This is a genomic window from uncultured Allofournierella sp. (genome assembly GCA_944382705.1).
Taxonomy (GTDB): Bacteria; Bacillota; Clostridia; order Oscillospirales; family Ruminococcaceae; genus Allofournierella.
Genome location: CALWNE010000034.1, coordinates 49,760 through 64,380, shown reverse-complemented (window position 1 = coordinate 64,380; position 14,621 = coordinate 49,760). Strand labels below are relative to the sequence as shown.

The following is a 14,621-nucleotide window of genomic DNA, read 5'->3' as shown; positions in this document are numbered from 1 at the left end:
ACCGCAATTACTTAAACTTGCGCTTGCGGGCAGCTTCGGACTTCTTCTTGCGGCGCACAGAGGGCTTCTCGTAAGCTTCACGCTTGCGAACCTCGGCAAGCACACCGCTGCGGGCGCAAGAACGCTTAAAACGGCGCAGCGCGCTCTCCAGCGACTCGTTGTCCTTGACACGAATTTCCGACATCTTATTCCCTCCCTTGGACCTGAGGCAGGAGTTTCGTTGTTCTCCTCTTTACAAAAGAGTATTCAACATATCGATTATACTATGCCCCAGTTCATTCTGTCAACAAAAATCTTTGCCTATTTCAAAAGTTTTTTGGTGCACTGTCCTTTGCATAAAAATCCCAAGGACAGCCCCTCTAAAAAACATCGACAGTGGGTTGATTGGGCAGTATTCTGCCCTTATTTAACCACCAGGTTTACCAGCTTGCCAGGCACGGCAATCTGCTTAACCAGGGTCTTGCCTTCCAGTGCCTGAGCTACCTCCGGGGCAGCCTTTGCGGCCTCCAGCAGGCCGTTCTGGTCCAGACCAGCAGGCAGCTGCAGCCGTGCCTTGGGCTTGCCGTTAAGCTGCACCAGAATTTCCACGGTGCTTTCCACACATTTTTCTTCCTGGTAGGCAGGCCACTGGGCGTGGGCAATCTGGCCTTCAAAGCCCTGCTGCTGCCACATCTCCTCGGTGATATGGGGGGCGAAGGGGTTTACCAGTATCAGCAGGGTGCGCAGCTCGTCACGGGTAACGCCGCCGGCAGCGTACAGGTCGTTGAGCAGGCTCATGAGGGAGGCAATGGCGGTGTTGTGCTTGAGCACCTCAATGTCCTCGCCTACCTTTTTGATGGTCTTGTGGAAGGGGGTCTCCAGCTCCTTGCGGTAGCCTTCGCCTTCCACCACCATCTCGCCCAGGCCCCACAAGCGGTCCAAGAAGCGCTTGCAGCCCTTAATGGACTTGGTGGACCAGGGAGCGGCCTTTTCAAAGTCACCAATGAACATCTCGTACAGGCGCAGGGTGTCGGCACCGTACTCTGCAACCACATCATCCGGATTGATTACATTGCCTCGGCTCTTGCTCATCTTTTCGCCGTTTTCGCCCAAAATCATACCGTGGCTGGTACGCTTGCTGTAAGGCTCCTTGGTGGGCACTACGCCGATATCGTACAGGAACTTGTGCCAGAAGCGGCTGTACAGCAGGTGCAGGGTGGTGTGCTCCATGCCGCCGTTGTACCAGTCCACCGGGCCCCAGTACTGCACAGCCTCCGGGCTTACAGGGGCGGTATCACAATGGGGGTCCATGTAACGCAGGAAGTACCAGGAGGAACCAGCCCACTGGGGCATGGTATCGGTTTCACGCTTGGCCTCGCCGCCACAGCAGGGGCAGGTGGTGCTCACCCACTCGGTGTGACGGGCCAGGGGGCTTTCGCCGCCTTCGCCAGGCTCAAAATCACTGATTTCCGGCAATTTCAGGGGCAGCTCGCTTTCCGGTACAGGCTGCCAGCCGCACTTTTCGCAGTAAATCATGGGAATGGGCTCGCCCCAGTAACGCTGGCGGCTGAACACCCAGTCACGGAGTTTGAAGTTTACCTTTGCGTGGCCCTTGCCATGCTCCTCCAGCCAGGCAATCATCTTTGCCTTGGCTTCCTCTACGGACAGGCCGTTTAAAAAGTCGCTGTTTACCAGCACACCGGTGTCGGTGTCGGTGAAGGCTTCCTTGTCCAGGCAGCTGGGCTGGTGGCCCTTGACCACTTCCACAATGGGCAGGCCAAACACCTTGGCAAAGTCGTAGTCACGGCTGTCGTGGGCAGGCACGGCCATGATGGCGCCGGTGCCGTAGGTAGCCAGCACATAGTCGGAGATAAAGATGGGAATCTCCTTGCCGCTTACCGGGTTAATGCCCCGCACGCCTTGCAGGCAGACACCGGTTTTTTCCTTGTTCATCTCGGTGCGCTCAAAATCGCTCTTGCGGGCAGCCTGCTCCTGGTATTCCCGCACAGCCTGGGCGTTCTGGATAACGCCCTGCTCCAGCCACTGCTGCACCAGTGCGTGCTCGGGGCTTACCACCATGTAGGTGGCACCAAACAGGGTGTCGCAGCGGGTGGTGTACACGGTAAGAGTTTCGCCGGTGGTGGTGGTAAAGTTCACCTCGGCACCGGTGGAGCGGCCAATCCAGTTTTTCTGCTGGGTGGCTACACGCTCGATGAAATCCAGACCTTCCAAATCATCAATCAGGCGGTCTGCATAAGCGGTGATGCGCAGCATCCACTGGCTTTTTACCTTGTGAACCACCTCGCCGCCGCAGCGTTCGCAGCAGCCGTTCACCACTTCTTCGTTGGCCAGCACCACTTTACAGCTGGTGCACCAGTTCACGCTCATCTCCTTTTTGTAGGCAAGACCGTGCTTGTACATCTGCAAAAAGATCCACTGGGTCCACTTGTAATAGCTGGGGTCGGTGGTATTGATTTCCCGGTCCCAGTCAAAGGAAAGACCCAGAGCCTGCAGCTGGCTTTTAAAACGGGCCACATTGTTGCGGGTTACCACTTCCGGATGGATGTGGTGCTTCATGGCAAAGTTTTCGGTGGGCAGGCCAAAGGCATCCCAGCCCATGGGGTAGAGCACATTGTAGCCAGCCAGACGCTTTTTACGAGCCACAATGTCCAGGGCGGTGTAGCTGCGGGGATGGCCCACATGCAGACCCTGGCCGCTGGGGTAAGGGAACTCCACCAGGCCATAGAATTTGGGCTTGCTGTGGTCGATGTGTGCGGCAAAGGTTTTTTCGTCCTGCCATACCTTCTGCCATTTTGCTTCAATGGCTTTAAAATCGTATTTCACCTAATATCAACTCCAACCAAAATTTCAAAGCAGCCTGTGCTGCCCGAACGGAACCGGGCCAGCCACTGGGGCCGGCAGTCCCGTTTGATTACTGTTCCTGATCTTCCAGGTCGATGGTGCACTCCTCTGCATCCGCCCACAGGTGATCCAGATCATAGAATTCCCGTGCCTGGGGGTAGAACACATGCACGATGACGGTGCCGTAGTCCAGCAGAATCCAGTTTTTGGAGTCGTAGCCTTCTCTGCGGGTTGCATGAATGCCCTGCTGCTCCAGCTGGAACTCCACTTCCTCGGCCAGGCTCTTTACATGGGTGCTGGAAGTACCGGTGGCAATCACAAAATAGTCGGTCAACACGGTCAGGTCGTGAACCTTGAGTACCTTAATATCGGCTGCCTTTTTGCTGTTCAGCACCTTGGCAATGCTGGTGGCAAGCTGTAATTGTTCCATGGGTTGTTTTCTCCTTTCAGGTAAACGGCCAGCGGGCAGGCTGTCAGGCTGCGCCCTCGGTGGCCAGTGCATCGTCAACAGCGGTATCCAACTGACCCATATACTGCACATTGGGATCGCTGGAAGCGCCTGCGGTGGGCAGCGTGGGAATATCCAGCTGGTCCACAGGGCCGGTGTAGCTTCTAAAATAGGTGTTCAGCAAATCACGGGTTTTGTCCGCATCGCAAACCAGGATGGAGTACTGCCCATTATAATATTGAGCCGCACTGGCGGTGGGCACCTTGCAGAGCATGATGTTGGCGCTGTCCACCTGCAAAAAGCTTACGCCCAGGCTGATAAGGGTGGAGCCGGGGGCATCGGTGGTTACATAGTTAAGCACCACCGGCATAAGCTTGGCAATATCCCACACGGTGGCGGTGCGAATGCGCTTGAACAAGCCCTGGTAGAAATACCGCTGCATATCCAGCCGGGCAATATCGCCTTGGGCATAACCATCGCCGTGGCGATTGCGCACCAAAAATTCTGCAGCGTCGCCATCCAGATTGCGGTAGCCCTGCAACAGCTTGCTGCCGTTGTACTCGATATCCCGGGGGATGTATACCTCAATGCCGCCAAACAGATTGACAATTTCCTTCAGCGACTGCATATTGATGGTAAAGTAATAGTCGATGGGCAGCTTGTACTGCTCGCTAATGGCCTGGGCCAGGCTGGCTATGCCATCGTTTTTAAGGGCAACGGCGTTGATTTTGCCGGTACCGCCGGTATTATAATTCTCCCCCACATAGGTATCGCGGGGAATTTGCAGCAGATTAATCTTTTTGTTTTTTACATCAAAGTTCATGTACATGATCATATCGGTCATGCCATCGTTGGATTCCGGGTCGTTGGAATAGGCCCGGCCTTCCTCATAGTCGATGCCGCAAATCAAAAGATTAATCACATCCCCCTTGTATTCGCTGGGGGTATTAATCAATTCGCTGATGGTGGGAGTGCCGCCTTCCGGGCTGATGCTGCGCACCACCCACTGGTACAGGCCAAACAGGCCCACGCAGAGCACCAGCACAAAGGTCATAAGGCCGGTAAGAATCCCTTTTAGGGCGCTCTTTTTCTGTTTGCCATGCCGGGCAGCCGGCTGCGGAGCGGGCCGCTCGGCTGCAGGACGAGCAGCTCGGCCTGGTGCGCTCTGCTGGCTGCGGTAGGTATACCGGGAATTGCCGCCGGAAGTGTTCTGGGCCGGGGCCTGGTATACGGTGCGGCCTGTGTTTGCGTCGGTTCGGTTAATGCGCCGACCGGCATTGTTTTGTGCGCCGGCAGAGGTGCGTCCGGATGCACCGGATGTGTTCAGCCGCCGGGACTGTCTGGGTTCATTCATGGCAGTTGCCCTCCCTCGGGTCGGTAAGGCGCTGCAAATCCAGCAATGCCTGTTCCGACAGTGGATCGATGGTTTTGCCGCATTCACGCATCCATTCCAGATTCATTGCAACGGCTGTGCACACGGCAGTATCCAGGTTTTCCTGGGCCATGCGGCGCAGCTGATGCACTTCGGGATAGTCCCGCTCCTCACTAATCATATCGCTTAAATAGATGATTTTATCCAGCTTGGACATACCTGGCTTGCCGGTGGTGTGGCAGGCAATGGCACTGAGTACCTCCGGGTCGGTAATATCCCACTGGGTTTGAGCCAGAATTGCAGCGCAGACGCCGTGCCAGACCGGTGTAGGCCTGAACTGGGCATTTTGTGCTATTATAGCATTCTGCTGTAAGATCCGCAACATCTCATCTTTTGGCATTTCCTTGGCTGCATCGTGCAAAACCGCCGCCAAGGCCGCCTTGTCGGGGTCGGCTCCGTAGCGATTTGCCAGTTCCACCGCCGCCTTTTTTACATTCATGGTATGGGTAAAGCGTTTGCGGGAAAGGGTCTTTTTGACCATCTTTTCGGCTTGTTCCAGATTCATGAACCACTGGCCTCCTGTTGGTATAAATGATGTTCCTGCACAATCTGCTGCACCAGCGGCGGCAGAGCCTCCAGCCCCAGGCGGCCGCTGCGCACATCGCTGGATGCAGCGGGCAGCACCGGCGCCTGGGCAAACAGAATTTCTCCCCCCTGCTGTTCCAGCCATGCAGCGGCCTGTTGCAGCTGGGGCATATCCTGGGGATAGCGGCTTTGCACCACCAGCACCACACGGCCCAGCAGCTCCTTCCAGCGGTGCCACTGGGTAAAGGTGGTGAGCATATCGCTGCCAATGCTTAGGTAGATACGGGCCTGGGGCCAGCGCTGGCGCAGCATATCCACGGTGTTGATGGTGTAGTTTTTGCCGCCCCGCAAAATCTCCCAATCGCTGATTTCCAAATTGGGATGCAGCCCCAAAAAGCACTGGCACATGGCCAGCCGAAGGGCTGCAGGGGTATTGCTGGCCGCCTTGTGGGGCGGAATGCCCGCCGGCATAACCACAACCCGGTCTGGCTGAACTGCCTGGATGGCACTTTGCAGCAGATGAACATGGCCCAGATGAGGCGGATCAAAGGTTCCGCCAAAAAGCAGCAGTTTCATGGAATATCGTTCCTTTTGTTGGGTACGGGGGCCCAGTGCCCTCCTGTATCTGTTTGTGTAACGAAGCAGGATGCCATGCCCTTTCAATCTCGCCGGAAATTACCGGTTTGCTTTCAGCACATCGGCAAACTTGGATTCCTTCTTTTTGGGCAGAAACAGCACAAACTTGGAGCCAATCACCTGTACCACATCTGCACCGGTTTCTTCGGCCAGGATGTTGGCGGCCTCCTTGGCATTGTACATACTGGTTTCCAGTACCTTCATCTTAATCAGTTCCCGTGCAGCCAGGCAGTCGGCAGTGGACTTGATGAGTGCCTCGTCGATTTCGCCCTTGCCTACCTGAAAAACAGGGTCCAGGGTGTTGGCGGCAGCCCGCAGGGCAGCCCGTTGTTTGCTAGTGAGCATAGTGTTCTCCTTTTTGTTTTGGGTTATAACATACCGGCCGTTGCTGTGCCCCACGGCCCCAGGGGCAGCAGGCACTTATTCTCCCTGCTGCAAAAATGCTGCCAGCTGCTGGTCCAGCTGTGCCATGACACGGCCACGGTGGCTGATGGCATCCTTCTGAAAATCCTCCAGCTGAGCATAGGTAAGGGCTTGCCGGTTCGGTTCGGTTCCGCCCTCGGCCAGGCCTACCTGGTCCGGCACAAAGAGGGGGTCGTATCCAAAGCCATTGCTGCCCGCAAGCTGGCGGCAGATACTGCCCTTGCAGGTGCCCGTGAGGGTGATGTACCGGCCACTGGGCAGGTAGAGGCAAACGGCGCTCACAAACTGTGCGCCCCGCTGCCCCTCCGGCACCTGAGCCATTTCGGCCAGGAGCTTTTGGTTGTTGGCCTCATCGTCCCCATGGCGGCCACAGTAACGGGCACTGTATACCCCCGGTGCGCCGTTGAGGGCATCCACCATCAGGCCGGAATCATCGGCCAAAGTGGGCAGGCCGCTTTCCTGGCAGATGGCCTTGGCTTTAATGAGGGCATTTTCCTCAAAAGTGGTTCCGGTTTCCTCCGGCTCCAGGGTAATGCCCAGCTCCTTCTGGCTTTTAACGGTATGGCCCTGAGCCTCCAGAATGCGGCGCAGTTCCCGCAATTTACCGGCATTGCCGGTTGCTGCACAAAGTACCATGGTAGTCTCCTTTTAGCGGTTGCTGTCCTCGGCAAAGAGGGCACTTACAAAATCCTCGGCAGAGAACTCCATCAGGTCGTCCACGCCTTCGCCCAGACCCACAAACCGCACCGGCAGGCCCAGTTTCTGCTTAACGCTGATCACCGAGCCGCCCTTGGCGGTGCCGTCCAGCTTGGTGAGGATAATGCCGGTGGCATTGGCAGCACTCACAAACTGGGAAGCCTGGCTGATGGCATTCTGGCCGGTGATGGCATCCAGCACCAGCAGCGTTTCCATGCTGGCGGTGGGGCAAGCCTTCTGCACGCTGCGGCTTACCTTGGCAAGCTCATTCATCAGGTGCTGTTTGTTGTGCAGACGGCCTGCGGTATCGCAGATGACGATGTCGTAGCCACGGGCGGCGGCAGACTGCACCGCATCAAACACCACCGCAGCGGGGTCGGCCCCCTCGTTGTGCTTGACTACCGGCACATCCACCCGGCCAGCCCAGATGCTCAGCTGCTCGGCAGCGGCGGCACGGAAGGTATCGCCAGCGGCCAGCAGCACCTTTTTGCCCTGGTCCTTGTAGAGTTTGGCCAGCTTGGCAATGCTGGTGGTTTTGCCCACACCGTTTACGCCAATGACCATGATGACCGCCGGATGGCCGGACAGGTCCATGGGCTGGTCTGCTTCCAGCTCCTTCTGGATGATTTCCTTCAGAGCTTTCAGGGCATCCGCAGCGGTTTTGATGCGGTCTTTGCGCACACGGGTACGCAGCTCCTCCACCAGACGCAGTGCCTGGTCGGCGCCGGTATCTGCCAAAATCAGCTGCTCCTCCAGGTCATCGTACATGGAATCGTCAATGTCCCCTGCGTTGAGCATCTCCAGAATGCCTGCAAAAAATCCTTTGCGGGTCTTGGCCAGACCCTGATCCATCTTTTCTTTCTTTTCTTTACGGCTGAAAAAGCCCATGCTGTTCACCTCGTTGGCAGGTTTTCCAAGCTGGCATAGCGGCCTGGTTCAAACAAAAGTATCCATCTTTTTTATATCACGAAACCAGCGTTGCGTCCACCTGTTCCAGGTCCAGACGGAGCAATTTGGAAACACCGTCCTCCTGCATGGTCACGCCATACAGTACATCGGCGGCTTCCATGGTGCCCCGTCGGTGGGTGATTACAATAAACTGGGTGAAGGCGGTAATGCGCCGCAGGTACTGGGCGTACCGGGCCACATTCACATCGTCCAGGGCGGCTTCAATCTCGTCCAGGATGCAGAAGGGCGCCGGGTTGACTGCCAGAATGGCAAAGTAGATGCTGATGGCCACCAGTGCCTGCTCGCCGCCGGACAGGGCCGCCAGATTGCGGATGACCTTGCCGGGGGGCGATACCTGGATTTCAATGCCGCTTTCCAGTACATCTTCCTCGTTTTCCAGCCGCAGGCTGGCGGTGCCGCCGCCAAACAGCTCGTGGAAGATGCGGGCAAAATGCCGGTTGATTTGGGCAAAGCTCTCGCTGAAGATGGTGCGCATTTCGTTGGAAAGCTCGCTGATTAAGCGGCTGAGTTCCGCCTTGCTCTTTTCCACATCTGCCACCTGTTCTTTCAAGAAGGTATAGCGGCCGCTTACCTCCTGATACTCCTCGATGGCACCCACATTCACATTGCCCAAACTGCGGATGCGGCTTCTGGTTTCGGCCACCTGCCGCCGCAGTTCGTTGAGATTTTCAAAGGGTACGCAAAGCTCCTGGGCCTCGCTCATGGTCAGCTGATACTCCTCCCACAGCTTGGCAATCACCTCGTCGTACTCTTTTTCCGCCGTGCTCTTGCGCTCGTTGAGACGGGCCATTTCCTGGCTCATCTTTTCTCGCTGGTCGGTAATCTGGCGCTGGGCCTGGCTCTGCTTGCTGATGCTGGCTTCCTTTTCCATACGCAGCTGCACCGCCTGCCGGATGGCCTGTTCCAGCTCCTGAATGCGCTGGGCGTCCTGCTTGCGCTGGGCGTGTATGTCCGCAATGGCCTGCTGATGCTGCTGGTTTTGTTCCGTCAGCTCATCCACCGTGCGGCGCAGGCTCTGGTGGCGGGCATGGCTTTCGCCGTGGCGGCTTTCCAGCTCCCGGATGGCCGCCTGGTGCAGGCCAATGTCCTTTTCTGCGGCCAGCCGCTCCAGCCGTTTCTGGCTCAGCTGCTCCGAAAGGGCCGAGCGGTTCTGCAAAAAGGCATCGTCGCTGCCGGCCAGCTGACGCAGTTCCTCCTCCAGGGCTGCAATCACCCCGGTAAGGCGCTGTACCTGTGCCTGGGCACGGGCCATTTCGCTGCGCTGCTGCTGAATTTCATCCTCCAGCTGTGCCCGCTGCTCCATCCGCTCCCGGCCTGCCTGACAGGCTGTTTCCAGTGCGGTGCGGATGCGGCTCAGTTCGGTTTGCGCCCGGATGCGGTCGCCGCCAGCGGTTACTGCTTCGGCTGCGGCCTGCTCCAGCTGGGCTGCAAGCTGCTCCACCTCCTGCTGGGCCTTCTGCAAAGCCTGACTGGCTTTTGCCTGACGCTGCTCCAGCTGGGCAGCCTTTTTTTCCAGCTCCTCAATCTCCTGTCGGCGGGTAAACAAACCGGCAGACTGGCTTACGCTACCACCGGTAAAGGAACCGCCTGCGTTAATCACCTGTCCATCCGTTGTTACAATGCGGTTGCGGTAATCCAGCTGGCGGGCCACCTGACTGGCCTCGTTGATTTCGTCCACCACAATGATGCGCCCCAGCAGGTTGGCCACGATGCGGTCATACTTGGGGTCGTACTCCACCAGGCTGGAGGCCACACGGGCACTGCCGGACAGGCGGGAGGCATCAAAGTGGGTTCCCTTTACGGTATCCAGAGGCAAAAAGGTGGCGCGGCCAGCCCGTTCCTCCCGCAAAAAGGCCATGGCGGCCTTGGCGGCACTCTCCCCTTCCACCACAATATTTTGCAGTGCAAAGCCTAAGGCAATTTCAATGGCCACCTCATAGCCGGGCTTTACGGTCAGAATGCTGCTGACCGGGCCAATGATGCCCCGCAGCCGGTGATGTTCCGCTGCACGGATGACGGTTTTGACGCTGTGCTGGTAGCCGTTCATATTCCGCTCCAGATCCTTGAGCAGCTGCAGCCGCTGGGCGTTTGCTTCCCGCTGGCGGGTGACCTGCTGAAGGCTGTCCTGTGCTTGCTGAAGCTGGGTGGTGCGGCTGTCCAGCTTGAGCTGAAGCCCCTGGCGGATGTTTTCCAGCCGTGTCACCGTTTGTTCCACCTTTTTCAGGTAGAGGGCAGTTTCCTGCTCCTCCTGCCGCAGCTGGTCAAGCACCTGTTCCTGGGCGGCGTGCTGCTGGTCCAGACTTTCCAGCCGCTGGAGGGTGGTTTGGGCCGCACTTTCGCAGCCCGCAGCCCGCACCTTTGCTTCGGTTTGGGTGCTGCTGGCCTGGGCCAGCTGGCCGCTTACCTGGCCCCTGCGCTGCCCGGCCTGGGCATTCTCCTGGGTCAGGCGGTCCAGCTCCTGTTCCAGCTGGGTGATTTCCTCAGCCAGCTGCTCCATGGTCTGTTCAATGGCCTGGCAGCGGCTGCGGTGCTCCTCCATCTGGGCGGTATAGCCCTCTCGCCCGGCTTCACTCTGGGCGATTTCCTCATTCAGCTGCTGGATGGATTGCTGGTTGTGCTGGATGTTGTTTTCCAGCACGGCAATGCGGCTTTCACTGGTGGACATCTCCTGAGTAATGGAGCGAATCTCACCGTTGTGGTCCTCCACCTCCATGGTAAGCCGGTTCATCTGGTTGTGGATTTCCTGGGTTTGCTCCTCCAGCTGCTCCAGCTCCTGGGTCAGCCGGTTATAGTCCGCCTGGGCCGTTTCAAACAGCCGCTGCTGCTGGCGCACGGTTTCCCGGGCGTTTTTTACGCTGTCCACCCAAAGGGTGACTTCCAGCTCCTTACGGCGGGCAGAAAGCTCCAAAAACTGCTGGGCTTTTTTGCTTTCCCGTTCCAGCGGCTCCACCCGGGCGGCCAGCTCATCCAGAATATCCCGCAGTCGTTCCAGGTTATCCTCCGCACTGGCAAGGCGGCGTTCCGCCTCATTTTTGCGGTAGCGGTAACGGGCAATGCCGCTGGCTTCCTCAAAAATTTCCCGGCGTTCGCTGCTTTTGGCACCCACGATTTCTGCAATGCGGCCCTGGCCGATGATGGAATAGCCATCCCGGCCCAGACCGGTATCCAAAAACAACTCGTAAATATCCTTCAGGCGCACGCTTTTGCCGTTGATGGTGTACTCACTTTCGCCGCTGCGGTAATACTTGCGGCCAATGACCACCTCATCGGCGTTTACATCAATGCGTCGGTCGGTATTGTCCACCGTGAGGTTTACGCTGGCATAGCCCATGGCTCCACGGGTTTGGGTGCCGCCAAAAATCACATCTTCCATTTTACCGGCGCCACGCAGCTGGCGGCTGCTGGTTTCGCCCAGCACCCAGCGGATGGCATCGGAAATATTGCTCTTGCCGGAACCATTGGGCCCCACCACCGCCGTAATGCCCTTATCGATGGGCACTTTAATGCGGTCTGGAAAGCTCTTGAAGCCCTGGATCTCCAGTTCTTTTAAAAGCATAAATCTCTCCTAGGTATGGTGTATCGGGGGTCTGGTCAGCGCACCAGGCCCATCAGCCGCAGGGCTTCCTTGGCGGCAGCCTGTTCCGCCGCCTTTTTGCTGTGCCCTTCTCCCTGGCCAATCTGGTTGGAGTTCAGGTACACCGCCATGCAAAACCGCTTGTCGTGGTCCGGGCCACGCTCGCCCACCAGCTCGTAGTGAAGGTGTTCCTCGGGATTTTGCTGAATAACCTCCTGCAGCTGGGTTTTGTAGTCTGCTTCGGCGGTTTTGCCCTGGCTCAAAAAGGGCAGGATAAAACTGCGGGCCACCTCAAGACCGCCGTCCAGATAGAGAGCGGCAATCAGGGCCTCAAAGGCATCCGATACCACGCTGGGCCGGTTGCGTCCGCCGCCCCGTTCCTCGCCCTTGCCCAGCCGCAAAAAGCTGCCCAGATGAATCTCCTTGGCAAACTCATACAGAGCACTTTCACACACCAGGCTGGCACGGGCACGGGTCAGCTCGCCTTCCTGCTGGTCGTTGGACTGATGAAACAGGTAGTCCGCCGCCACAATGGACAGCACACTGTCCCCCAAAAATTCCAGCCGCTCATTGTGCTGGATGGGGGTTTTGCTTTCGTTGGCAAAGCTGGTGTGGGTGAGGGCGGTTTCCAGCAGGGCAGGATTTTTGAAGGTATAGCCAATCTTGCGTTCTAATTCATGCATCGGGTTCACCCCTCTTCCTTTTGTTGGGTCAGGTTGCGGGCCATAACGCCGCACAAATCATTTTCCACGCAGAGCATGGCTTGCCGGATGGCCTGATGAATGGCCCGTGCATTGGAGGAACCATGGGCCTTGATAACCGGCTTTGCCGCTCCCAAAAAGGGGGCGCCGCCGTACTCATCCGCATCCATGCCCTTTTTAAAGTCCGCCACCTGCTGCTTTACCAGCAGATAGGCCAGGTTGCCCCCAAGGCCGCTTTGGAACATCCCCTTCAGCTTGCTGCCAAAGTATTTGGCCAGGCCCTCGGTGAGTTTTAAAATCACATTGCCGGTAAAGCCATCGGCCACCACCACATCCGCTTTGCCCAGCATCAGCTCCTTGGGCTCGATGTTGCCCACAAAGTTCAGCTGGGTGTTGGCTTTCAGCAGCTGGTGTGCCTCCACATAAAGGGGGGTTCCCTTGCTTTCTTCTGCACCGTTGTTAGCCAGGGCTACACGGGGGTTTGCAATGCCCATAACCTGCTCCATGTACACGCTGCCCATTACACCAAAGGCTTCCAGCATGGCGGGGCGGCACTCCACATTTGCGCCGGAGTCCAGCAGCATAAAGGGGCCGGCGCCAGGCAGCACGGTGGCCAAAGCAGGCCGCTTGATGCCCGGAATGGTGCGCACAATCAGGCTGGTGCCCACATGGAGGGCCCCGGTGGAACCGGCGCTCACAAAGGCATCGCCCTTGCCCTCGGCCAGCAGCCGCAGACCCACCACCATGCTGGAATCCTTCTTTTGGCGAATGGCCTTTGCAGGCTCGTCGCACATTTCAATTACCTCGGAGGCATGCACAAGCTGAATCTGGTCCAGCTTCAGTTTAAGCTCCTGGGCACAGGCACGGATTTTTTGCTCGTCGCCCACTGCAATGATTTCCAGCTTGGGGCCAAAGGTCTCCACCGCAGCAGCCGCACCCTTCAGGATTTCGGCGGGGGCATTGTCGCCACCCATGGCATCCAGAATGATTTTCATAAAATTGCACACCCTTTCTGTATCAAAGAACGATTCCGCTCAAACTTGCAATCGCTTACCTGGTGGGTTCAGCAGCTTTCAGCTGCCCACTGCTCCATGGCAGCCACCGCCCGCTGGGCCAGGGCCATGTAGCGCTCCCGCTTGTCACGGATGGGAGTTTCCAGCCCGGGCAGAATGCCCATGTTGGCACCCATGGGCTGGAAGTTCTTGTTTTCGGTGGTGATGTAGCGCACCAGCTGGCCCAGCATAGTCTCTGCCGGCAGCATGGTCAGGCTGCGGCCCTGGAGCCGTGCCAGAATGCTGCGGGCAGCCAGCAGGCCGCAGGCTGCACTTTCCATATAACCCTCAAAACCGGTAATCTGGCCCGCAAAAAACACATTGGGGTGCTGCTTGAGATACAGCTGCCAGTCCAGCAGATGGGGGCTGTTTAAAAAAGTGTTCCGGTGCATGACACCGTACCGCACAAACTCGGCGTTTTCCAGGCCGGGAATCATGCCGAACACTCGTTTTTGCTCGCCAAATTTCAGGTTGGTCTGAAATCCTACAATGTTGTACAGGCTGGCCTCGGCGTTTTCCCGCCGCAGCTGTACATTGGCCCAGGGCCGGTGACCGGTGCGGGGGTCAGTAAGGCCCACCGGACGCAGGGGGCCGTAGCGCATGGTGTCCGCTCCACGGCTGGCCATCACCTCAATGGGCATACAGCCCTCGTACACGGTGAGGGTGCCGTCAAAGTCGTGAAGGGGGGCACGCTCCGCCTCCAGCAGGGCGGCATGGAATGCCTCGTACTGCTCCTTATTGAACGGGCAGTTTAGATAATCCGCATCCCCCCGGCCATAACGGCTGGCCGCAAAGATTTTGTCCATGTCCAGGCTTTCGGCTGTAACAATGGGGGCAGCCGCATCGTAAAAACTCAGCTTATCGTCGCCGGTCAGGCGGCTGATTTCCTGTGCCAGTTCCCCTTCGGTGAGGGGGCCGGTGGCCACCAGGGTGAGCTGCTGGGGGTCGATGGTGGTAACCTCGCCGGTGTGCACCGTGATGTTGGGGTGCTGCTGCACCATCTGGGTGACGGTTTGGCTGAACAAATCCCGGTCCACTGCAAGGGCGCCGCCCGCTGCCACACGGCAGTCACGGGCAGCCTTCAGCAGGCTGGAGCCCAGCAGGTCCATTTCTGCTTTCAGCAGACCGCTGGCCGAGTCCAGCCGGTCGGCCTTGAGGCTGTTGGAGCAAACCAGCTCCGCAAAGCCCTGGCTTTTGTGGGCGGGGCTGAACTTGCCGGGCTTCTGCTCGTGTAAATCCACCTGAATGCCCTGGTCTGCCAGCCAGAGGGCCGCTTCGCACCCTGCCAGACCGGCACCCAGAATTGTTACTCGCTGTTCCATAG

At 57.9% G+C, this 14,621-nt stretch carries 13 protein-coding genes; all 13 read right to left on the bottom strand.

Features of this window, described 5'->3' with window-relative positions:
- Positions 1 to 7: 7 nt before the first annotated feature.
- Positions 8 to 184, bottom strand: a complete 177-nt coding sequence (gene rpsU / locus ACH2EM_RS05190; protein ID WP_058963227.1) for a 30S ribosomal protein S21 — start codon at positions 182 to 184, stop codon at positions 8 to 10.
- Between the two features lie 218 nt (positions 185 to 402).
- Complete coding sequence (gene leuS, locus ACH2EM_RS05185) at positions 403 to 2,823, bottom strand: leucine--tRNA ligase (RefSeq protein ID WP_395151070.1); 2,421 nt, start codon at positions 2,821 to 2,823, stop codon at positions 403 to 405.
- Positions 2,824 to 2,911: 88 nt separating this feature from the next.
- Positions 2,912 to 3,271, bottom strand: coding sequence for a ribosome silencing factor (rsfS, locus tag ACH2EM_RS05180; RefSeq protein WP_395151069.1), 360 nt, complete (start codon positions 3,269 to 3,271; stop codon positions 2,912 to 2,914).
- Positions 3,272 to 3,314: 43 nt separating this feature from the next.
- The gene (locus tag ACH2EM_RS05175) at positions 3,315 to 4,643 is read right to left on the bottom strand and encodes an LCP family protein (protein WP_395151068.1); all 1,329 of its coding nucleotides are present in this window, start codon (positions 4,641 to 4,643) and stop codon (positions 3,315 to 3,317) included.
- Positions 4,636 to 5,226, bottom strand: coding sequence for a bis(5'-nucleosyl)-tetraphosphatase (symmetrical) YqeK (gene yqeK / locus ACH2EM_RS05170; RefSeq protein ID WP_395151067.1), 591 nt, complete (start codon positions 5,224 to 5,226; stop codon positions 4,636 to 4,638). Before yqeK ends, ACH2EM_RS05175 begins: the two co-directional genes overlap by 8 nt.
- Positions 5,223 to 5,822: a nicotinate (nicotinamide) nucleotide adenylyltransferase gene (nadD, locus tag ACH2EM_RS05165; protein ID WP_395151066.1), complete on the bottom strand. Its 600-nt coding sequence runs from the start codon at positions 5,820 to 5,822 to the stop codon at positions 5,223 to 5,225. The genes yqeK and nadD overlap by 4 nt, the downstream gene beginning before the upstream one ends.
- Before the next feature lie 99 nt (positions 5,823 to 5,921).
- A complete protein-coding gene (locus tag ACH2EM_RS05160; protein WP_395151065.1) occupies positions 5,922 to 6,227 on the bottom strand; it encodes a YhbY family RNA-binding protein in 306 nt (101 codons plus the stop codon).
- A gap of 75 nt (positions 6,228 to 6,302) precedes the next feature.
- Positions 6,303 to 6,941: an RdgB/HAM1 family non-canonical purine NTP pyrophosphatase gene (rdgB, locus tag ACH2EM_RS05155; protein ID WP_395151064.1), complete on the bottom strand. Its 639-nt coding sequence runs from the start codon at positions 6,939 to 6,941 to the stop codon at positions 6,303 to 6,305.
- Between the two features lie 12 nt (positions 6,942 to 6,953).
- Positions 6,954 to 7,889, bottom strand: a complete 936-nt coding sequence (gene ftsY, locus ACH2EM_RS05150; RefSeq protein WP_395151063.1) for a signal recognition particle-docking protein FtsY — start codon at positions 7,887 to 7,889, stop codon at positions 6,954 to 6,956.
- A 76-nt stretch (positions 7,890 to 7,965) separates the two neighbouring features.
- A complete protein-coding gene (smc, locus tag ACH2EM_RS05145; protein WP_395151062.1) occupies positions 7,966 to 11,526 on the bottom strand; it encodes a chromosome segregation protein SMC in 3,561 nt (1,186 codons plus the stop codon).
- A gap of 35 nt (positions 11,527 to 11,561) precedes the next feature.
- Complete coding sequence (gene rnc, locus ACH2EM_RS05140) at positions 11,562 to 12,227, bottom strand: ribonuclease III (RefSeq protein WP_395151061.1); 666 nt, start codon at positions 12,225 to 12,227, stop codon at positions 11,562 to 11,564.
- 5 nt (positions 12,228 to 12,232) lie between these two features.
- A complete protein-coding gene (gene plsX, locus ACH2EM_RS05135) occupies positions 12,233 to 13,240 on the bottom strand; it encodes a phosphate acyltransferase PlsX (protein WP_395151060.1) in 1,008 nt (335 codons plus the stop codon).
- Positions 13,241 to 13,308: 68 nt separating this feature from the next.
- Complete coding sequence (trmFO, locus tag ACH2EM_RS05130; protein ID WP_395151059.1) at positions 13,309 to 14,619, bottom strand: methylenetetrahydrofolate--tRNA-(uracil(54)-C(5))-methyltransferase (FADH(2)-oxidizing) TrmFO; 1,311 nt, start codon at positions 14,617 to 14,619, stop codon at positions 13,309 to 13,311.
- Between the last annotated feature and the right edge of the window lie 2 nt (positions 14,620 to 14,621).